Here is a 22351-nt window from a genome sequence, read left to right as displayed (position 1 = left end):
CGAAGTGCAACGGAGTCGAAGGGAGTCCAGCCTGCCCGTCCTACTGGAACAGGTAGGCGGGTCCCCGCTACTAAGAAAAGCTTCACAGAAATGTGAGGCTTTTTTTTATGGGTTGGGTACAACATAGGTACAACATTTCAATATTTTTCTTACCCTCTTTAATTCGATATGATTTAGTATCAAATACTGATATAATGTATTTTTCAGCTTTGTTTTAATAGAATTTAGTTATAAATCCATTCAGCATACTCCCCTTTATTTTCAAAAAACTACATTTCGAGTAAGATAAGCGAGTAGTAATAGCAAACATTTGTTGCTTTGAATTATTGAATTTAGGATTGGTTTCTCCAATGACATACAACGTTCTTGTTTAAGGTTAGTGGCGTGGAGTAGGGGCGAGAACTTGTTGGCTCAACGCTCGTTTTAATACTGCTTAGGTTTTGTTATTATTTGTTTTTCAATGGCCTCCAAATAGGTTCTTATTGAATAGTTTTCGCAATGTCCGCAAGTCGGTGAAAATAAAATTTCTGCATCAGATTTAGGATTGGTGGTAGACCTCAAATAACTGTCAAAATCACGCATAGCATTATTCAAATAATAATTATCCATATCACCCATCCAGATGTGAATCTTCCCTTGAATTTTTGGCCCTAGTTCCGACCAGTTCTCTTGTGCATATTTTAGCAGGTCGTATTTTTTCCAATGTTCTGCAACGGTTGGATCAATAGTTCCGGTAATGGGATCAAATAGGGGCATAGGTAAACCATTTTTGTCTCTTGGACTATATACCGCATTCCACCCTCCCCATTGATTTCGAGAGGTGATGTAAGAATTGGTATATCCTTCAACATTTTCCGTCTGAACTTCTTTTTTAATGCTAAACTCAGGTTCTCCCATTGTATTTCTTTTACTCGGGCGTTCTATTGAATTGTCGTTATAAAAGGCATTTTTATTCTCGTAGATGTTGATGAGTTGCATTTTGTAGAAGGATACGGGGTCTGCACTGTAAGAAAAACAGCCGCCAAAATCATCAGGATAGTATAACTGTAATGCTAAAGAAACCCAACCACCTGTTGAACAACCAGCGGTAAAACGAGCTTCCGAAGTACCTTCTGTTCTATATGTTTTGTCAATTTCAGGAATAATTTCTTCAATCAATGCGCTGCCATAGGGTCCATTGTTTTCAGAATTAAGCTGATAAGAGTCGCCAAACTGTCCATAACCATCTAGGAATACTGTTATGATTTGTGGAGCATCTTTCGATGTCCACCAGGTTTGCATGGTTGAATCTTGGACTATTTGATTAACTCGCGTATATCTCGAACCATAACCTCCAATACTATAGCAAACAGGATATTTCTTTTTAGGATTATCTGCATAACCTGATGGAAGGAGCACAGCAGCATTAATACTAGTGGATTTATCCCACCATTGAGAGAGCACTTGACTTTCTAGTGTAAATTTCTTTATTAGATCATGTTCAACCAGGGTAGATTTCTCACCACCTTCATCAAATTCTGCTGAAATTTCTTGAGATTTTTCATTTGTTAACTTTACTGCTTTTGTAAACATGCTATGCGGATGTTCTGCACGATTTTCTATTTTAGATTCATCCCAGCGAACTTGAAGGTAATAGGTCTTAAACGGAATGTTATTTAATGTCCAATTTGCAGTAGATGTCCAACTGGTATTTGAATCTATTTCCAATATTTCATCTTTTTTCCAATTTTTTACATTGAGACCGAAAACCCAAGTGCTATCTTGATTTGCCGAAAAACTTATGGGCTGTCTGTTGCTTTTTAATGTGATATAAACCATTAATTTACCCGTGCCTTCAAAGGAGTCTTGCATTTCTGGTGCGATGGAAAGTTTAAAGGACATATCTTTTTTATTTTGCCCAAAAGAGGAAAAAAACAAAAAGGAGAACAGCAGAATACTTAGTGTTTTAGTCATATTTGTTTAAATTAATGATAATACCCCACATAAACCTTTTCAAATCTTTAGTATAGGGCATATGTCTATAAAGGTTTTTTTTAATTGTCATCTAAACTAGCACATCTCTATATTTTATCCTAGGGGCTATCTATTCATCGCTAAATTTTGAGTTTAATGAACAACGGTAATTTTTAAGACCCTTTGGCCGCGCTTTTGAAAACAAGTCTTTTATCGTTGGCAGGAGTTGAAGGATAGTTAAAACAAGCTTTTATTATGTTTCTCTGCCGTTTAAAAACCCGTTGGTCTTACTGTTAGTTATCAAGTTAAAATTTATTTTAATTCCTACTTAAAGCTACTCCCGATTTTCTGCTAAAGGTGAAATCATAATGTGTGCTCTATGTGTTCCGGGATTCATAAGCCAAGGATGGTTTGAGGCGGTTGGCACTTTTGGCAAACCGGTAGATTCTGATGTAGCCCAAGGCAGATATACCACATAGCGGAGTTGGGCTCCTTCAACTTTTGAGGTTTCAGAGTCATATAGGGTGTTTGCCCCAGAGTAGACGTGCAATGTCGATCCAGTAGGTATATTAAGCTGACCTGATTTCATCTCTGCTTCCCGGGTATCATAGATTTCTTTTGCTGACTTTCCTTCTGCTCTTAAGGCTCTCCCTCTTGCCATAAAGGGTTCGAGGTCTTTGTGATAACATGAGGCACTAAATCCCTCCTGATTAGGATTATCTGCAAGCACTATAAATTCATTATCGCCTTCCCTCATCGTTACAAATTCACCTTTCATGTTATATCCAATAACCTTACATCCCGATCTACTTTCTTCGGGAGCAGCCATTAATGCTGTTGCGATTAAAGCCTCATCGGTATCAATAGCCTTTAATTGTTTATCGATACCATTCGATGTGCTTTCTGTTACAGTTTCCGCTGCAGAGGGTTCCTGTAGTGAGGTTTCTGTTTTGTCTGAGCTATTACAAGAAATCAATAGTCCTGTAAAAACAAATGCTGTAATTATACGTTTCATGCTTTTATTTTTTTTAGTCGGTTATACTATTCTAAATAGCAGATGGTTTGCTGCGTTGATTAAAACTCTAATTTATTACTAAGATAGCATTGTTTTTTTTAAAGTAAATCGTTTTTTATTTCATTAAACTCATTATTTCCTTTTTAAAACCTTCTGATTTAACCAAGTAATCAAAAATGGCGTGTCCGTTTTCTGTCCTAGTGATTAAAAATCCTCACATGAGGTTTTCAAATTTTTATTACCTCGCCCCCAAAGGGAGCGAAAATCCTAAGTCAGTTGCTGGTTTAAGAATAACGCCACCCCTTTAGTCACGATAATTATATGGAGGGCAAAGTGGTATTCGATTGGTAATTAATGTTTAGGGATGATAACGGGCATACACTATGAATAATAGCGTTTATAGATATAAAAAAAGCCGCTCCTATTTGGGAGCGACTTTTCAGTAATTTTATAAATATTATCCTCTTTTATGACTTCTTTTTGAGCCAGTTGAACGATTTGCGTTTCTATTGGAGCTTGTTCTAGAGCTTCTAGCTTGCGTATTTCTCGACGTAGCATTTTTCGAATTTACAGCAGTGTTATTTCTGTCTGATGATCTTGTAGTCGCCTTACTTCTCCTTGGAGTTGTATGGCGAGTTGATCTTGTAACCTGTTCTCTGCTATTGATTCTACTATTACGAGTCACTGCTTTTTCTGAACGGTTCACTCTGTTACCAACCTTAGCATTTGTGTTTCTATTAGCTCTAGGTGTAGCTGAATGTTTTGTTCTCTTATCACCTGCGTTTAGTGTTGCAGATCTCGATGTGCTTCTAGTATTTCTAGCAGTAGCCGAGATACTTCTATCACTTCTATTGTTCACAGCTTCTCTATTTATTCCATTTCTTGAAGAAGATCTTGTACTTGCAGCAGTGGTGTTACGTTCACTCGTTCTGTAAGTGGCAGCGGTACTTCTATTATTATTTCTAGTCACTTGACTTCTTCCGGTAGCAATAGCTTGTCTGCTTCTCGACACCCTATTGTTTACTGCTACGGCTCTACCACGGGCATCGCGTTGTCCTCTTTCAAAACTTCTATAATTCACCCGGTCATAAGGTCTGTAGAAGTCTCGTCTCACATTTGATCGCGCATAATACCCATTATAATAGGAGGGCGTATTCCAGTAGTTTCTGTGATAAGACCAGGCATAGCGTAGTGGGAAATATGATAATCTGTAGGGCGTAGTGTAAACAATACATCTATTCAACAACGGGACACTATAGTAATTGTGCCATGGTTGGTAAATATAGTTTCTATTATATACATTAATGTATCCGCTATAATAATCGATGACACCAGGTCTACTGTAGAAAACATTCATGTTACCTATACGGTTAATATAACCACCACGGTAGTTTATAAAAACGTCTCCTATCTGATTAACACGGCCATAAGAGTCATAGAAAACAGGTGTTTCTTCTATTTGTATAACAGCGCCATAAGAATCATACTGAACGAAGCGGTTGTAATTATAACCAGTGTTGAATGACACTTGTAGGTTTCCAGTGTTTACATTAAGATTGGTGCCATTTCTACCTTGCAAATAGTTAAAATCAAATTGACCATCAGGAAATACAGCAAACTCGATTCCATTTTGATTAAAAATAAAGTTATTGGTATAATTACGGTAGCGGCTGTTATTTTCTGCATTCGAAAAACCAATTCCAAACAGAAAAACGAGTGTAAGAGTTAATAGCTTTTTCATAATTATAGGTATTAATATCAGCACTTCTTTGTACTGATACTAATACCTATTCAACCAGCATGCCAAACTATCAAAAGCTTGTGTAACATACGATAGCAGCAGTATTTTTAATAGTGTATAAGGCTTTAAATCAGGTATTTAAATTTATTTTCTTGGAACAGTAATTTTTTGAAAATAACTGGATACTTAGGAATTTAAACCTGTGTAGAATTATCGTTTTTGAATCCAAACCAAGGATTGCGTCTAGTTGTCCAACAAGAAATATCACTTTGCATCTAACTACCAAAAACTCAAAAACAAAGCGACCAGTAATAAAGGAACTTAGGCCTGTTATCCTTCATACACAGTAGCAAGTGTGTTTTCTGCAAAGTCTTTACTGCAGTTCTTGCCGAAGCAGTATATTAAGCGCCAGCTAGTAAAGAGTTTTCAATCTTAAATTTCGCAGTTATTTCTGAGCAGTTGTTAGATAAAGTTCCATGTCTAAAACTTTATAAAATCTCCTTGCTTATCATAAAACAAAGCCTCTTGTTTTAGTTCTTCACCCGATTTTTCTTCGTTTAAATCTAGTCTTCGTAAAACTTATAAGTTGAGTGGAATAAAGTATGCTTATAACGATTATCTAAAGTGTATAAATGAATATCCGTAATATCACCTAAACTTTATATTGAATCCGAATATCGCTTTTCCCCAACCCTAAAGGGTGTCGATATTCTAAAATCTTCAACTAAGTTAGAATTTTTGCACCCTTTAGGGCTGAGGTAATAAAAATTCGGGCTCAATAAGTGTAATATTTTTTCATTAGGATAAAAAATGGACATACAAAAGTGTATTATTATTTAAATGAGGGCGAAATTATAATTTGTATGAAAATAGCGAGGCTAAACTAATTTAATAAACCATAAAAAAGCCGCTCCTGTTTGGGAGCGGCTTTTCAAGAGTAAAAAAACTATATTACTTCTTTATCATCCGTTTTATCACGATTTTTTGTTCTCCTTCAATGGTGATAATATAAACTCCAGCAGCTAGTTGGGAAATATCAAACTGTTTTTGAGAAGCCATGTCAGAAAGGTTTATGACTTGCACGGTTTTTCCGTTTATATCTTTGATAGTAGCTTGTTGTAAAGTGGAATTATCTTTGTTAAAAAGAGTAATAGCCTCACCAGCAGGGTTTGGGAACAAAATGATGCCGTTATCCATAAATAGGTCGTCTATAGCTAAAGTAGAGCTTACCAAATCTAGACCTACCAACACGGGATCGTGATCTGAGGCTCTAAAAGCATTTGCCTCGTAAATAGGAAGCGCACTAGATTCTCTTTGGAATGAAGCTTCTGACGGATCTTGGATATCATCATTATAATCAAAAAGACTTATCTCGTCAGCATTGATGTGCCAAACCGTAGTTCCAGTGATTTGATCTGCTAAACTTTTTGTAGACAAGGCATAATCTAAATTCCCTAACTGTCCATCGAAGACATACCCATAACCCTCTGGTCCTTGATAGTCTGCAATAAGATCGGTAAAGTCATCAGTAGTCCCCTCAATATCATCACTTCCAAAAAGAATGGTATCGATGGGATCTTCCTTTTGATAAGAATTCAAATCCCCTATAATTAAGTAATCTGGATCTTCACTATCAGTAGGATCCGTCGCTAACCAATCTACAAGGGCCGCAGCAGCTTCAGCTCTGGTAAGGTTGCAGTTCCCTGCACCATCATTTAAATCTGGATCTCCAGAACACGAAGAACCTTTCGATTTTAAGTGATTTACTGCTATAGTAAGAATACCTTCTGTAGAAATTTGTTTGAAGGTTTGCGCTAGAGCAGGACGGTTTTTGTTATCATTAAAACGGGGATCTACAGAAGCATCTAGGATTGCAGGTGTCCCTTCTAAACTCACAGTTGCCGTATTATAAATAAAGGCTACAGCAATTTGGTCTGTCCCTATAACTCCAGCATCCACCGCTACATAAGTAGTTCCACATAGGGTATTGATGCCATTAAGACCATTCAACAAATCGTCAAGAGCAGTGGTGCCATTGTTTTCAATTTCTATAAGGCCAACAATGTCTGCATTCAAACCACAAATAGCGGCAGCAATTTTCTCACGCTGGCGATCTAATTCTGCTGTTGAATTCGCTCCTCTTTCATTTAAAGTAGTAAAGTAATTTAAGACATTGAAGCTGGCTACTTTTAGGCTTCCTCCTACATCTTCTGGTGAAGCTATTCTTGGATTTGTACTTATAAAGTCGTAAGTAAACGTATCTAAAACGGGTCTAATTCTCCAAGCGTTTGTACCATTTTGACCTGCAAAAGACCAATGCATAATTCCCGTGAGATTGCTTATTTGGTCTCCACCACGAATTAAGTTGGTATTGCTGAGTCCTGGGCGAGGCCAAAAATAGGACTCGTCGGTTGGGCCGCTAGTAGTGCTGTTTTGGATATTATTATCATCATCCAAAATAACGCGTGTAGATTCTATTTCTCCAAGATAAGCCGCATAGCCAGTAACACTTGGTTCATTAGCATCTGTGAATTGCTTTGCTCTATTATTTGCGGTCAGCACTAATTGGCCATAGCGTGCGAGTTGGAAATAATCACTCACTACTAGGTCTGTTGAGTAGGTGATGAGCATGTTTTCTACACTTTCGTAAGTAGCTTCCATGTTTGTGCCAGCAGGAGCAGGGAGTGTTAATGGAGCGGGCGTAGGTAACGTGTTTCCAAAACTGATAATACTGATAGCTTCATCTCCAGTAGCCTCGATTTGGGTAGACCCAAAGGACTCTACAACATTTCCAGACACTTCCACGCGATCTCCAACAGTGACATCGACAGGGCAAGTTAGGCAAAACACAAATAAACCTTCTGAAGTCATCAGGTCGGCATCAGCATCTGCATCTTCTTCCTGAATAAAGAATCCAGCTAACTGGTTGTCCGCTTGGTAATCTCCAATTACAATAGCATTTACAGTTACATTCGTTTTTACTAATGGACTTGTTCCTGTATTTCCTTGTACTTCGCTGATGAGCACTGTAAGGGGTTCGACTACTCCACAATCGTTCACTAAGCCTGCAGTAGAGGGTGAAGTACACCAGGTGTTATTTAAATCTTCAGAGGTTTCATCATCGCCATTCACGCCGTTTCCAGCCTCAGATATTTCGCTGCCCTCCGTTAGATCTTGTCTTTGGTATGAATCTCCATTACCATGTCCAGAGGCCGACACTACTACTTGATTTGCAAGGGGTGTATCGTTGGCGTAAGTACTCTCTAAGGCATCTGCATCTGGACCATCTATACTAACTCCTGTTTTATCTACAGCTTCATTAGAATCTCCCCAAAGGACATAATCGAGATCGGTAACGAGATCACTTTCACCATCCCAGTAAAAAAGAATCGCTACTTCACCGCTATTGCTTAAACCTCCTTGGTTATTTATAGATCCTGAAAGTCCTTCTAGCATATCTGGGATACCATCTGCGGTTGCACCATCTTCATAAAGCTCATAGGTTGGAGCAATTCCATAGGTTAAATCGTAATCTTCAGAACCGCTAATGGCTATGGTCTGGTATTCTCCTGCAGCAATTGTTGCACCAGTAGGAAAACGAGCCAAAAAGTCTCCGAAGCCTCCGCCGCCAGCGTTGGTTCCCGTAACAATATTATAATAGTAGGTGCTACTTCCTGCAAATGTTGCATCGGTAAGATATATATCTGTTAAATCTACTGGTGTTGAATTTGGGTTATAAATTTCTATAAATTCACCAGCAGTAGGAGTAATGGTGACTTCACTCAGCAACAAAGGCAACACAGTACTAGTTTCTCCTTTGATGCTAATGTTGTCTATTCCAATAGGTTCTGAACCACTTGGTGTACCACTCCAGATTAATCGAATGCTAACCGAAGCAGCTGATAATCCATTGAATAGGGAAGAAGTATACGTATCAAAAGCCCCTGTTATTGGATCAGATTTATCCAAAAAGCCTGCGGAACTTAAACTGCCATCTGTAAACAATTCTAAGGGATCGTTTAAGTCTGGCACAAAACCTCCATCCAACGCCCGGTATGTTTTCGAAGTGTTCTCGTTGGTTACTGCTCTAAAAATTTCCTGAAATTCGCCTCCATCAATAGCGGCTTCAATTAAAAAACCATCGCTAGAACTAGCTTCAAAATCGCCAATCGCTGCTAAGTCTATCTCTATAGAGCTAAGCGTTGCAGCACCCCAACCAGAAAATGTCCAAGTGGCGCTGTTGGGTGGACCTGCTACAGCATCCGCATCGTTTAAGGCGAAAAAACCAGTAGAATTTTGTCCTACAAGACCAGAGGTGTCGCCAGGAAAGTTATCTCCCGTTCTTGCACCACTTACATCTGCTTCGGTATCGTCTGCTACATCAAACGGCATTCCATTGCCGCCAGCTTGGCCATCTACTCGACCAAAAACATCACCTCCAGTTCCTCCTGCCATTCCGTAGTCTGCTACGTTGGCAGAAGTGCTAAGGTTTAAGGAGTTGTTATCAAAATCTTCAAACCCTAAAGTTGTTTGTGCATAATTTGCTGTGACACAAAGAAAAAGGGCTAATACATAGTACAAGGGTAGTTTTCTTTTCATTTTTAATCTTTTAATTTTAGTTAGTTTTAATAATATCAGCTTGCTAATAATACTGCAAGCGCTGTGATTGCTGTCAAAACTATACTTTATTTATAAAATGACCTCGTAGGTTTTAGAAGGTTAACCTAGTGATAATATTAAGGTGTTTAGGAGCTTTGTTTTAGGAAGTTAAGCTAGCTTTAAATCACATTTGTATATCAATCGAAATAACATAAGATAAAAAAGTTATTGTCTTCGCAAAGACCTAGATCTCGTTAACATTTCAAACCCGATAAAGGAACCGTAGAAATTTGATATCTTGAACTAAAATTATTAATTAATGTGTTTCCATACCTCTCAAATCCAAAAAGTAGAGCAACTTGAAAAGCAGTATAAGGTTAAACTCAGCGATGAAAGTCAGCGTGAGTTATTCGACCAGTCCCGTTACCATATCAACGGGTTTACACATTCTCAACTCCTTATCATCCCGCAAGAGAAGCCCAGTGTCCTTGCAGCAGCGACTTGGGGCATTGCTCCAGAAAATAAAAAAGTGAGTGAGCTAAAAGCCTATTACAAAGAAGCGGTGAAGTTTGGAGGGGGGCTTAATGCAAGAGCGGAGAAAGCTTTTGAGCACTTTTTATATAGACAGTCCATTTTTACAAAGCGATGTATTGTTCCTGTTTCTGCCTTTTATGAGCCTCACGATCACAAAGGGAAAAAGTATCCATTTGTGTTTAAGCCTAAGTCAGAAGACTCTCTATCCCTTGCAGGGTTATACTCCCGCATAGACAATAAAGTCACCTTTACCATCCTAACTCAAGAAGCTTCTCCCTTGTTTGCTAAGATCCATAACAAAAAGAATCGGCAACCCGTTATTTTAAATGCTGAGCAAGTCAATGAGTGGTTGGATAATGGCTTAAAGGAAGAAGGGATTGCAAATCTATTAAAGGCTCACTTTGATGAAGACCAACTTAACCTCCATACCGTCAGCACCGATCTCTTTCACCCCAAAGTCAATTCGGATGTGGAAGAAATTTTGGATAAGGTAGAGTATGGGGAGTTGACGGTTTGAATGAGGTGGCTGGGAATAACAAAAAGAATCGGCAACCCGTTATTTTATTTTTTGATTATTTTTTTTGTCCTATAAAATTTATCTGATTCAACTTTAATAAAGTAAATCCCAGAATTGATTGATTTTGGGATATTATTTAATTCAATTGTTTGAGATGAATAATGTTGCTGATTTTCATAAACTATTTGACCTAATATGTTTGTAATTGTTATAGAAATCTTTTTGTTTTCAAGTTTTTGGGGTATAGCAATGTTAATGTTTTCATCAAACGGATTTGGGTAAACTAAAATTTGTTTCTCATAAAAATCTTCATCACTTAATCCTTTGCTTACGGTGATATTAATTTCTGTAAATGAAGATTCTCCACAGTCATTTATTTTTTTTACTTTCAATGTATGTAATCCTTCTGTTTCCCATAAAACTTTAGTTTTATAATAACTCGTGTTATTATCTATTATTAATGTGCCTCCACTGTCTAGTATCCATTCTGTTGTTGAAAATAAATCAACAGGTATGATATATTCTTCTTCTGTATTAATTAAAGTATTTTCATTACCAAATATTAGTTCAGGTTCAGAAGGGGTGTATTTTTTTAAGTTTTGAATAAAATTATAATCCCATAAGAAAATATTATCTTCATCTTCTACATATATATTAGGATAAGAACTATTGTAATCTGCCCAAAATCGTTGTGACCAAGTTAATCCATTATCATGAGAAATATAAAGATTACCACTGTTATCAAGTATCATGAAAGAATCATCATCTATTGCTTTTATTTTATTAATAAAGTAAGTAGTGTTTCTTTCAATTAGATTCTGATTGATAATATCATATATGAAAATTTTACCTCCAGAATAGAAGTAAATTTTATTCAGATTAATGAAATCAAATCTATCATATTGCAGATTATGTGAATACCCCGAAATTTGTACTACAAAATCCCAAGTCATTCCACCGTCATTTGTTTTGTAAATAATTGGTCCTGAATTTGTAGAACTTCCATATAACATAAAATTATTCTCGTCAATGAATTGGTATTTTCTCGTGGTTACGTCACTAGGTGTTGGAATTAAATTCCAAGTTAAGCCTTTATCTGTGGAATGATGTATGCTTCCAAAACCAGAAATATATAAGTCATTGACTGATGCCTGAGTAAGGTTGCCTACTGTATAATTTGTATCGGACGGTAAATCAGTGATGTTTAAAATTGGACCGTCTGTCCACGTTGCTCCTTTATCATAGGATTCTGATATAATATATCCTTCTCCATTATTAGGATTAGAATATCTCCAATGACTGATATAATTATCTTCTGCATACAAGGTAAAACCAATAACGTCATCAGTCTCATATACTCTTTTCCAAGTGGATCCTTTATCTTCAGAAAGTAAGATTGAGGAATGAGTATAATAACCTACACTAACTACAGAGTAAACATACTCATCTTCATTTATTTTCTTAAAATATGTTGCATTATTAGAATTACCCTCTCTTGGTGAACCACTATCGAGTTGAGTCCAGCTTGCTCCTCCATCTATAGTTTTAAATATAAATCTTCCCATATTTGGTGAGCCTTGTTCTTTCTTGCCAACGGCAAATCCAATATTATTATTAATAAAATGAATATCAGTAACATATCCGTCTTGATTCAAACCAAATTCGTCAACATTACCTCCGTTTATGCTGGTTTTCAAAATACCACTATAAGCATTAATTGAATAAAACATAAAATCATTATTTACAGTAAAAGCACCAGTTGTCCACTGAATGTAATAACTTGTCTGCGACCAAGAATTCCCACCATCTATAGTTTTATATATATAATTGCCACCACTTAAATATGCAGTTTGCGAATCTATAAATTGTAATTTTTGTATGTATGAGTTTGATGGATTATTTACTTCCAGCCATGTTTCTCCTCCATCAATAGTTTTATAAAACTCATTGCCTCCCCAAAGAAAACCAATATTTTCATTTAGAAATAATATATCATTTGGACTAAAATTTCCATAATCAATTGAAGAAATGTTTGATGTTACTTCAAACCAAGTCTCCCCACCATCAATTGTTTTGTACAAAAATGCTTTGTCATTGACTAAATAATCATTTACACCAACTAGATACCCCAAATCATTATTAATAAAATCGACTCCTGTAAAGTTTTCTAGACCATTAATACCTATTCTTCTTTCCCAATCTATTCCCTTGTTTTCAGTGAAAAGAATAATTCCATCTGCACCAAAAACAAATGCTTTGTTAGAATCAATTAACTCAATATCATTCAATGGTTTATAACTAAAGGCCTGGTAATGAGGAAGTTCATATGTTACCCAAGAAACTCCACCATTATTGGTTGTCAGTAATGAAGAACCTCCAATTACAAAACCATTATTTTCATCCCAAAATCTAACATCAGAAAGCGCACTTATCTTATTTTCAATATATTGACCACATTGAGAATATGATTCAGAAAAAAGCAGAAACGTGATAATTATTGCTAATATATTTTTCATCTATAACATTTTTCTCAAGTTACATAGAATGTCTATATAAACCCTATTCAAATTATTATTACAGGGTGTATATCTAATATAGCACGTATTTTTATTTTCAACTAAACTAATATTTTCATACATATTATCCAATGGACTTTTTATTATTCTCTAAAACTGTATTCTATTACCCAAATTCACAAAATCAGTCTAATGGATAGTTGAAATTTAATATCTTGAACCAAAATTAATGATCAATGTGTTTCCATACCCCTCAAACCCAAAAGGTAGAGCAACTTGAAAAGATTACTTTACAAAAAAAACCTGCACTAACACCAATGAATGGTTTAGGACTTAGCAAAGGAGCTAAATGGGTTATAGGAACAGGAGGCTCAGCAGCTGTGTATGATTATTATTATCAAAAACTTTTCTAATGAAAATTCGACTTATTTATAATAAGCATCCTTACCAAAGAGATATGAATAAATATTTGTTCAATGATTTAAAGAGCGATAAAATATTTAATTATTACCTCCTTGCCTATGTTTTAATTCTCATTCTGTTCATTTTGAATAAACTATTAATCATAAATTTTATACCTGAGGTAATTGAATTTTTTACATACGTGCTGGGTGGGGGGATAGTTTTGATGCTTCTTTATACGCTTGTTCATTACCTTATAAAATCTAAAGAAATCAAGAAAACTTCTTATTCTCTACCAAACAAAGAGGAGTACATTCTATTTGAAGATGAATGTGTAGAATATTCTTGGAATCATATGGTATACAGGGTTGAACTTGATTCTTTTAAAAAACTATCAGTTTTGGATTCAACACTGTTTCTTATTCCAAAAAACAAAAAATCCCCTCTACTTCGAATAAACAAGAGTGAAATTACTTCGGGAGATTTTGAACAAATTATAGAGTACATAAAACAAAAATGGAACAAATAAATTAGTACCGCTGATAAAAAGATTGGTGCTTATTTTTATACATAAGCTTTCTTAGCTTTCGCATCTCTAATCATTGTAATGATTAGCCTGAACAAAAGGTTCTGCGTCTCTGTATCGAGGTCCTTCATATCCTGTAGTTGCTTTAATGTTTTTTTGTCAAAAAAACCGCTCACTCCTAAGCCTACGAGGTAGTCTAGCGAAACCCCAGAGGCGTCTGCAATTTTTTAGAGATTTCAATAGATGGTATGGCATCGCCACGCACGTACTTACCTACCATTATTTGTGAAATATCAGTTTGTTTAGCGAAGTCGCTTTGCCACCAACCATTCTCTTTTCTTAACTCGGCTATGCACTTACCTACATTCATAACTACAGGAGACTATTGTACCTAAAACTTGTTGATTTTTTAATCTATTTCAGGAAAGTGAATACCATAGTCTTAATGTTTTAATAAGTTACTTGCTAAACACAGTCAAAATGGAGATTTTAATTACCTTAAAAGGAATTGAAAATATACTGTTATGGAAATTGAAAAATTTATTTATTGTCTTGAAGCCGTTCCAGATATAGATACTGCGGAAAGTACTGAAGTTGTAAAAATCTTAGAGGATATTGCTTTAGTACAAGATATTACGAGTATTTATAAAGCTTGTGATACCATAGAGGGATTGGAGGAGAGCTTGAGTAACTTGCTGTATGAAGATCATAACTTTAAAGATTATGAAATTATTTACCTCGTTATTCCAGGGGAGGCGAACAATATTCTGCTAAATGACTATTATTATAGCATTGAAGAGATTGCAGAACTTTTTGAAGGTAAAATGACTGGGAAAGTCATACATTTTGCTAACCAAAAAGTCTTGGATCTCACCGATGAGGAGTCACAGTATTTTTTGGATGTTACTGGCGCACGAGCTATCTCGGGTTACGGATCTACCCCTAGTAAAATTTCAAGCACCATTACAATAGACAGAGTTTTCTTTAGTATGTTTCAGGAAAATGATGATCTAGCGGAAGTCGTGGAGTCGATGTTTCAAAAGCATTATAATCTCTGTAAATTACTCGATTTCAGATTGTATTATTAGAAAAAGGCCTGCACCAATTCTTCTTCAGAAATAGCATTAAAATAGTCTGAGCTTTTTAAATCCTGCAAAGCAGCTAGGAGTTTCTCTTTCTGATGTTCTTTTCCTATCAAATCCTCAATTAGTGGTTGCAGATCTTTATTAACAAAGAAATCTCCAAAAATTTCTAAATCGGTAATCATTCCTTTTTCCACATTAAAGTGAACCTCCACAAAGCCTCCTGGGGTTTTTATGCCATTCTTTAAACTGTAGTTGGGAGAATATCCATAGTTCCAATGCCACTGGCTGTACTTTTCGTCTGCTAGTTTTTGAATAGCCGCTTTATCAAAAGCATTGATTTCATAGGGAACAGCATCGGGATACAAATGTGTAACGTGCTTTAATACACGTTCGCCAAACTTTTCAACGCCGATGTCCTCATCTAAATGACTGGAGATATTGGTGACTCTACTTTTTACCGACTTGCGCGCTTTGCCCTCAAACTTTAAGGGATTTACGTTCAGAGCATCCGATATATCTTGTATTTCCGAGGCATATAATAAAGTTCCATGGTGCAAAACCCTTTGCTTTTGGTGGTAAATATGCTCGGCATTTCCCGAAAACTTCTGTCCATCGATTAATATATCATTCCGACCAGAAAAATTAGCTTCCACACCAAGTTGGGATAGCACATCTATAATAGGCTGATTGTATTTTTTAAAATCTACTTTAGCGCCTTCATCACCATATCCCATTATAAAGGTATAATTAAGGTTGCCCAAGTCATGATAAACCGCACCGCCACCTGTAAGCCTGCGTACTACACTCACACCCTTCTCTTTTACATAATCCACATTTATTTCAGCCAAAGTATTCTGGTGCTTTCCTACTACAATGGTATTGTCGTTTTGCCAAAGCATAAAAACGTTTTCCTCAAAATTCTTTAGAAAATAGTCTTCCGTGGCTTGGTTGAAAAAGGGGTCGAGGCTTTTATTGAGTATGCAAAGCATGTAATTGTATTTTAATTTTTAAAATCATACTAATATAAAACTCATCCACCAAACCCCATACTATTTTGGCATTTAACCTTATAAATTGAGAGATGTTATATTTATGAATCTTAAATAACTGAAATAGTCATCTCATTAAATGAAGTACTAAAACCGAGAGAAGATAACAGCATAGATGACTCTCTCTAATCGGCGCAAATGAATTCCATGCCTTTTTAAAGGTAAAATGATAGGGAAAGAAAGCCGTTTTGCCAACAAAAAAGTCTTGGATCTAATTCATAACGAGTCACGGTGTTTTAGATATTTCTGATTCACAGGCTATTTCAGGAGAGAACATCAAATGTCTTTAGGCCTCGCCTCACAAAGGGAAAAATTATTGGTTTGTGTTTAAATCTAAGACAAAGACTCTGTATATCTTTATTTTCTATACATCCGCATAGAAAATAAAGTCACCTATACTATCAAACTCAAGAGTAATACCCCTTGTTTGTAAAACATCCATAACAAAAAGAATCGGCAGTTCACTAGTTCAGATATTGAGAAAGTCAAGATATAGCTGGATATTGACTTAGAGAAAGAGGCGATCGCTGATCTTTTAGACGCTCACTTTGATGAAGATCACCTTAGCTAACATCCAAATAGTAGGGATTTCTATTATCCTAAAGTCAATTCTGATGTAGAAGAGATTTTGGATAGGGTAAAGGATGAGGAAATGAAAGTCTAGGGTGAAAATAAGGCTTTAAAAACCTCCTTTTGCATAAATCAGCAGCTTATCAATGGGTGAATATAAAAGCTGCTGAAAAAATTTATTCCACCACTTAAATTTATTTGGTTTGCTTCAAAAAAATGATCCTTAAGCAATAAGAGGATTATATAAGTTCACAATTTTTTAAAAAAAAATGAGAATTTCATTTAATGAACTATTAGTGTTTTTTTTTGCTAACAAAAAGTTAAAAACTAAAAAAAGTTTTCAACGTATTTAGTCTATTTTTTTAAGATTTTGAAAATGCATTTATAGTGTCTCTACATTGATTTTACTTATAATTTCATTAATAGATGTCTAGTTTACAGTAGTTTAAAATTATATCGAAAAATTGCTAAATCTAGTATTTCGTGTTAAAATTTATTTAAAGATTAATTTCTAATCCTAAATTTATCACAAATTAAAAACATAAAAAATGGAAACGCACATTAGATCTCCTACGAACAAAAGTAATGTTAGAACTACTTAATTAGAATTTTAAAAACTTATAAAATAATAGAATTATGAAAAATTTATTAAAAACTTTCAGTCTCTTTACAGCTTGTATTGCGATGATTTTTATGTATTCCTGCGATCAAGATTCTGATGGAATAGAACAAGAACAAGGCGGTGTTGAATTTTTATTTACCGGTGATAGAGTAAGCAATGGCAAAAGTGGTGATTCTAAAGATGGTGACCAGACCTTTGAATCTTGTGATATAACTTTAGCTTCTTATGCTGTAATTGAAATGGGTGGAGTTAGCTACACCATCGACCTTAAGGAGTGGGGAAGTAGTATCAAAACAGAACTGATAGAGCTTCCACCAGGTGACTATGAAGTAACTAGTTCTCAACTTTATGATGCAGATGATAATCCTCTCTACGCTACACCTAACGCAGATAGTGAATTCGGTCCGTTTGTTAATACGCCGTTACCTTTTACTGTTACTGTAGAAAACTTCAGAAAAATTGAATACGATTTGGAAGTACTTTGTGTGGAAGATTTCACACCACCTCAATTTGGTTTTGTTTTTTGGGATATAACTATAAAGGAAGTAAAAAATCTATGCATATTTGCTAACTTCTGTGATCCTGAAAATGGACATGAAGTCGCTACTATAGAGGCTTTTATTTATCCAAATGAAAATGAAACTTCTGAAGAAGATTTAATCTGGAGTGGATCAGCTGATGGCGATTTTAATAGTGAAGATGAGTCTAACGAACTTCTTTGCTTGAAATTTCCTTATGACTCTAGCATAGCTACTGAAGATCAGTCTTATTTTATAGAGCTATTTGTAAATGGTGTTCCATTCCAAGGAACTATGCCGTTAGACAGAGTTGATATGATCAATGCTGAAGAAGGTTACCTACACTTAAACGAAAATTGTGCTGGAGATTTTGACGTATTCAGTAACTCCTACAATATTGCTTGGGAGGACCTTAGAGGTAGCGATGGCGAAGAAAGTAGTAACGATGCTGATTACAACGATTTTGTTATAAACACAACGTCTTTTACTGATATCAATACAGGCTTCTTAAACTTCAGATTTGAGCCAGTGGCAAGAGGTGGTGGCTATGCACATGCTTTCAAATTTTGGTTACCTGGTACAGGTTATACTATTTCAGGTGCTGGTGCTGTAGCCGAAATAGGTGGGAATACAGAGGTTGAAGTTTATGCAGATACAAACCAAGCATTTACCCCAGCTGGAAACTTCATAAATACCCGTTGTAATGGGGCTACTGGTTCTGGTATTGTAAAAACCATTACTATTGAAGCTGCACCAGTCGATTTTACTTTTTATCTACTCAATCCTTTCGATGCCAATCTAGATGTAACTGGAGGCGGTTCCAATTATGATTTGACTATTGGAAATATTTTTCCTCCATCCACTTTCATAAAAGGTGGTGATGTAATGCGAAATGGATTAATAACCGATATGGACTGGAAATGGGTTCAAGAAGGTGTTGACATAAGAACTGTGTATGGAAATAATTTCGAAACTAATTTCGATCCTACCGCCCCCGCGCTTTTATATGTAAATTGCACGCCTTAATTAGAAATAGGGCAAGACGATAGATTAAAGAAGAGGCTGCAAGAAAAGTCTCTTTAAAGAAAATTGAAGGCTACTTTTTTAGTAGCCTTCTTTTTTTATAGAAAATCAAATAACTTGGGCAAAAAATAGGTGCGCTAAACCCAAAAGACAAAAGACTCTATGTGTGGTAAAGAAATCTTTCATTTTATTATTCCTAAATGATCTTTTCGCCTACGATTCCTACCAAAAAACCAAGAGTTGCGCCAAGTGATGTGAGATAATTATTTTCCAATTTACTCTCGGGTATTATATCATTTATTAATAAATACAGTATACCTCCACTAGAAAACGTCATGAGTTGAGCAGTAATTACTGGAAAATCAGTCAAAAAATAATGTCCAATTAAAGCGCCTCCAATTCCGAAAAAACTTAAAAAGAAAAATATTATAAGGGTCTTTTTTTCTGTAAAACCACTTAATATTAAATCTCTGTAAGCATTAAAAGCCTCCGGTAAATTTTGAAGACCTATAAAAACTGCTAATAAAATGGCCAAGTTTGGTTCTATGGCAAATGTGGCTCCTAAGGCAATAGACTCTGGAATAAAATCCATCAACATGGCTAACAAGGTTGCATTTTTTCCTACTTTCTTAGCTAAATAGCGATCAATTAGTAAAAAGATAATCACACCTCCTCCAAAAGATAATGCCATAGGTAAAACTTTCAATTCTTCCATCCCTTTAGGAATTAATACCAAAGTAACAGCAGACAAAATGATACCTGCACCAAATGACATTAACGTGTGTATTAATTCATATTTAACTGGTGTTTCCTTAACATGGTGGTTAAAATACTTGGCTAGAAGCCCACCAATGAATACTGTGACTCCAGCAAGTCCTGAAAATAAAATGATTTTTTGTAGCAAAAGTTTAAGTGATTTTAAATATGTTTATTAAAACACAACAATTTTTACTTTCAGTACCCAGACTAGTTCTTCGGGATCTTTTAATAATCCAGTTATAAAGTTAGCAGTTACTTCGTTTTTGAAATTAAAGTTTATTGCAGATATGGACGACCTGACCTATTAATTAATTATGTTTTTAAAATTCTTAGTTTTTAAATTAGTAACGATTTCGCCCTAATTTTCATTTAATTTTCAAAAAATATTTTACTTAAATGCAAACTTTAAAATCAACAGAGCGAAAAGTATGATTGCTAAAGTTATTCCTGTTATTTTTTTAGTGCTTTTATTAAAAAATGTTCCCATGGTTTTATCTTTTTAGTGTTTTCGGTTGCGTCCCTCCAATGAATGTTAACGTTAAGAATCTGTGTAGTGGCGGTTTTAAACCTGAAATCTATCCCCATATTGCTACATTCTAATTAAGCTACATTTTATTGAATCATCGCATTGCACGCCATTAATCATATTTAGTGTTGGGTGTAGTTTTTATTTCTATTAGACTAATCACTATTCTTCTTCCATCATAAAATGAATTATCAAACTTAAGGAAACCAAATTGCTTTTCGTCAAAGATGATTCTTGATTGCGATTCTCCCAACTTTGAATGAGAATGACTGGCTTCTATCTCCCAAGCCTCTGATACAGATACACCTTTATTTTTATATGGCGCTTTTCCTTTTACTTTATATTTCGACTCTACCGTTCCTTTGAAATCGTACCAGCCCATCATGATGATAAGCTTACTCTTCCAATTTCCTCCGATAGATAATTGATTTAATTCTACTTGAGGCATCCCTGATATTTCATTATAGATGTATTGATTTTCTCTTGGTGGGTGTATCCAAAAAACACTGTCATTTAGAATATATCCAGTTATAACTGTTTTATCAAGCCAAGTCCAATTTTCCCATCCCGATTTTTTTTGCTCCTTTTTTCTTTGGTTTCGTTCATGTTTTTTTCTAACCTTCTCAAATGGATGCACAAATTCCTCAATGGCAATCGTATCTGTGAAATAAGTGAATTTCACTTCCTCCTGACTTTTAAATGTCCAAGGATTAGAAGTAAATTGGAATTCAATTTTTTCCTTTGTTAGCGTATCTCCACTTGGTTCAATAAAAAATGCTTCGTAAACCAATGTCTTGTTTTTAAGCTCAAATAAGTCCTGTGCCAATAGGCTCTGTGTTCCTATAAGTGAAATGAATAATATTAAAACTCTAATCATGTGTTAATTATATTTTTATGGATATTCCGACTAACTCTTATTACCCTCTTGAAAATAAGATATATTCCAAATATTTTATTAATTTTTTTCTATATCTCTGCTCTACCGCTAGCTTGCGAAGTCAATGGCTTAGCAATATGGGAATTACACTCAACGGTTGGTATAAGAGCAGTAGCGGACTTCAAGCCGATTTCCTGTCCGCCACCACAAAAGTTTAATAAATGCACAAACCTTGAATTTACCACTTCACACGCAATTGCTCTTATATGATGTTGTGCGTTCGTACTTTTATTCAGATTTATGCACTTCTAATTCAATTTCTATCATTAATTCAGGCAAAGCCAATTCTTTTACGCCAAGCTACGAGCCAGTCGGTAATCGTTTTGTATAGATTTCAGCTCGATATCCAGAATTTTAAGAAACAGTGCCATATCGGCGGTGAAGATGTTTTCTACAACCACATCATCAAACGTACAGCCATAGTGTTCAAAAATTTTCTCTAAATCGGTGTAGCAATTTTTCATTTGCTGCCCTAAGTTTCCTACTGCGGTTGGATTACCTTCATCGTCCATACTCACGGCTCCAGATACTTTAGTGCTGTTTCCGATTTTCACAGCGTGAGATTATCCGTAGGCTTTTTCGATTTCGGGGCGTAGCAGGAAGTATTCAGGTTTGATAGTTATAGTTGTTAGTGCCTATGAATGCCTTATCAAACCAGGTTTCCTAGTAACTGACCAGCATCAAGATTTTGGCTTTGTGGAAGCGTTCACCAAATCCCAGAATTCTTCTCGGTTATTGGTGCGAGGAAACTCCGTTGTGGGGGCCTCTACGTTCAAAAACTTGCACAAAGGTTCCCATCCTTCCTTTACCTGATATACCAGTAGTTGCTCGGGTGGGATCAAATCCCGGACTGCTTTATTATGTGCTTCATATCTTTCTGCCAGGCCGTCGAAATCAAGGCCCATTGAAAAACCTGATTTTTCAATAACCTTCACCACCATATTGAGCCATTCCTGAACTGGAGCAGGTGCGTTTTCCCGGTCGGTAAGCAGTTTGTAGATAGTAGAACCAAAGCTTTCTGCCCATGACTCTTTGCTTCGGTGTGTTAAAATAAACTTAGCATTCGGATAATTTGTATGCAGCTCTTTGTAAAAGGCAGCGGTAGGCCAATCAACCGCGCTTTGCATACCTTCATAAACAGCTTCAAAGTTGGTCGGATTATTCAATGCCTCATTCCATAGAGGCAGTTGAACTGACATGTTTTGAGCCACACGCTCCATGTGGTGGCAAGGTCCAAGTTGTAGTTCTTCCAGTGCTGTTTTTAACGAATAGGTTCCGGTTCTGCCAAGGCCAAATCCAATGACTTTCAATTTCATAATAATAATTTTTGGTGCCTACTTTAATCGGGTTTCGGCTTTCCCGTTTTTCTTTGCTGTTGTCGTTTTTCATATGACGCACAACGTGATTGTGTATGGTTAGTTGCGTGGTTAAGCAACTAATTTAGCAAATAAAAACCAAA

At 35.7% G+C, this 22351-nt stretch carries 16 protein-coding genes; 5 read left to right on the top strand and 11 right to left on the bottom strand.

Translation table 11 applies throughout. The annotated features are described in order from the left end of the window. Positions 1 to 423: 423 nt before the first annotated feature. The 4 genes from PGOND44_RS14300 to PGOND44_RS14285 all read right to left on the bottom strand — a co-directional run bounded on the left by PGOND44_RS14300 (position 424) and on the right by PGOND44_RS14285 (position 9308). On the bottom strand, positions 424 to 1881 hold the full coding sequence (locus PGOND44_RS14300; RefSeq protein WP_236612007.1) for an alpha/beta hydrolase: 1458 nt from the start codon (positions 1879 to 1881) through the stop codon (positions 424 to 426). Between the two features lie 406 nt (positions 1882 to 2287). Continuing rightward, entirely contained in the window at positions 2288 to 2968 is a 681-nt protein-coding gene (locus tag PGOND44_RS14295) for a hypothetical protein (RefSeq protein WP_003444767.1), read from the bottom strand. A gap of 457 nt (positions 2969 to 3425) precedes the next feature. After that, positions 3426 to 4709, bottom strand: a complete 1284-nt coding sequence (locus tag PGOND44_RS14290) for a hypothetical protein (RefSeq protein WP_003444765.1) — start codon at positions 4707 to 4709, stop codon at positions 3426 to 3428. A gap of 951 nt (positions 4710 to 5660) precedes the next feature. Continuing rightward, entirely contained in the window at positions 5661 to 9308 is a 3648-nt protein-coding gene (locus PGOND44_RS14285) for an ExeM/NucH family extracellular endonuclease (RefSeq protein WP_003444763.1), read from the bottom strand. A 319-nt stretch (positions 9309 to 9627) separates the two neighbouring features. On the opposite strand from PGOND44_RS14285, the gene PGOND44_RS14280 reads away from it, so the two are divergent. Beyond that, complete coding sequence (locus tag PGOND44_RS14280; protein WP_003444761.1) at positions 9628 to 10359, top strand: SOS response-associated peptidase; 732 nt, start codon at positions 9628 to 9630, stop codon at positions 10357 to 10359. 44 nt (positions 10360 to 10403) lie between these two features. Here PGOND44_RS14280 and PGOND44_RS14275 read toward each other — a convergent pair whose 3' ends face one another. After that, the gene (locus PGOND44_RS14275) at positions 10404 to 12875 is read right to left on the bottom strand and encodes a T9SS type A sorting domain-containing protein (RefSeq protein ID WP_003444760.1); all 2472 of its coding nucleotides are present in this window, start codon (positions 12873 to 12875) and stop codon (positions 10404 to 10406) included. 236 nt (positions 12876 to 13111) lie between these two features. Here PGOND44_RS14275 and PGOND44_RS15625 point away from each other — a divergent pair, with 236 nt between their 5' ends. Next, on the top strand, positions 13112 to 13288 hold the full coding sequence (locus PGOND44_RS15625) for a hypothetical protein (RefSeq protein WP_155943849.1): 177 nt from the start codon (positions 13112 to 13114) through the stop codon (positions 13286 to 13288). Beyond that, a complete protein-coding gene (locus PGOND44_RS14270) occupies positions 13288 to 13806 on the top strand; it encodes a hypothetical protein (RefSeq protein WP_003444758.1) in 519 nt (172 codons plus the stop codon). Before PGOND44_RS15625 ends, PGOND44_RS14270 begins: the two co-directional genes overlap by 1 nt. A gap of 193 nt (positions 13807 to 13999) precedes the next feature. Here PGOND44_RS14270 and PGOND44_RS16110 read toward each other — a convergent pair whose 3' ends face one another. Next, positions 14000 to 14173 (bottom strand): helix-turn-helix domain-containing protein, encoded by a 174-nt coding sequence (locus tag PGOND44_RS16110; protein WP_201764735.1) that lies wholly within the window; start codon positions 14171 to 14173, stop codon positions 14000 to 14002. A 154-nt stretch (positions 14174 to 14327) separates the two neighbouring features. On the opposite strand from PGOND44_RS16110, the gene PGOND44_RS14265 reads away from it, so the two are divergent. Next, positions 14328 to 14891 carry a DUF6642 family protein gene (locus tag PGOND44_RS14265; protein WP_003444756.1) on the top strand — a complete coding sequence of 188 codons (564 nt, stop codon included), beginning with the start codon at positions 14328 to 14330 and terminating at the stop codon, positions 14889 to 14891. On the opposite strand, the gene PGOND44_RS14260 is transcribed toward PGOND44_RS14265, so the two are convergent. Next, complete coding sequence (locus PGOND44_RS14260; protein ID WP_003444754.1) at positions 14888 to 15877, bottom strand: lipoate--protein ligase; 990 nt, start codon at positions 15875 to 15877, stop codon at positions 14888 to 14890. The two genes, PGOND44_RS14265 and PGOND44_RS14260, sit on opposite strands and share 4 nt — an antisense overlap. Positions 15878 to 17143: 1266 nt before the next feature. On the opposite strand from PGOND44_RS14260, the gene PGOND44_RS14255 reads away from it, so the two are divergent. Further along, positions 17144 to 18673 carry a hypothetical protein gene (locus PGOND44_RS14255; protein WP_003444751.1) on the top strand — a complete coding sequence of 510 codons (1530 nt, stop codon included), beginning with the start codon at positions 17144 to 17146 and terminating at the stop codon, positions 18671 to 18673. Positions 18674 to 18866: 193 nt separating this feature from the next. On the opposite strand, the gene PGOND44_RS14250 is transcribed toward PGOND44_RS14255, so the two are convergent. The 4 genes from PGOND44_RS14250 to PGOND44_RS14235 form a co-directional block, all read right to left on the bottom strand. Then, a complete protein-coding gene (locus PGOND44_RS14250; RefSeq protein WP_003444749.1) occupies positions 18867 to 19574 on the bottom strand; it encodes a ZIP family metal transporter in 708 nt (235 codons plus the stop codon). Positions 19575 to 20067: 493 nt separating this feature from the next. Then, positions 20068 to 20832: a hypothetical protein gene (locus PGOND44_RS14245; RefSeq protein ID WP_003444747.1), complete on the bottom strand. Its 765-nt coding sequence runs from the start codon at positions 20830 to 20832 to the stop codon at positions 20068 to 20070. 350 nt (positions 20833 to 21182) lie between these two features. Further along, complete coding sequence (locus PGOND44_RS14240) at positions 21183 to 21446, bottom strand: Rid family hydrolase (protein ID WP_003444743.1); 264 nt, start codon at positions 21444 to 21446, stop codon at positions 21183 to 21185. Between the two features lie 126 nt (positions 21447 to 21572). After that, complete coding sequence (locus tag PGOND44_RS14235) at positions 21573 to 22208, bottom strand: sulfotransferase family protein (protein ID WP_003444735.1); 636 nt, start codon at positions 22206 to 22208, stop codon at positions 21573 to 21575. Positions 22209 to 22351: the final 143 nt, after the last annotated feature.

This window comes from Psychroflexus gondwanensis ACAM 44 (assembly GCF_000355905.1).
Taxonomy (GTDB): Bacteria; Bacteroidota; Bacteroidia; order Flavobacteriales; family Flavobacteriaceae; genus Psychroflexus; species Psychroflexus gondwanensis.
Note: the sequence above shows the minus strand (reverse complement) of the source record. Positions and strands in the feature narration are given on the sequence as shown.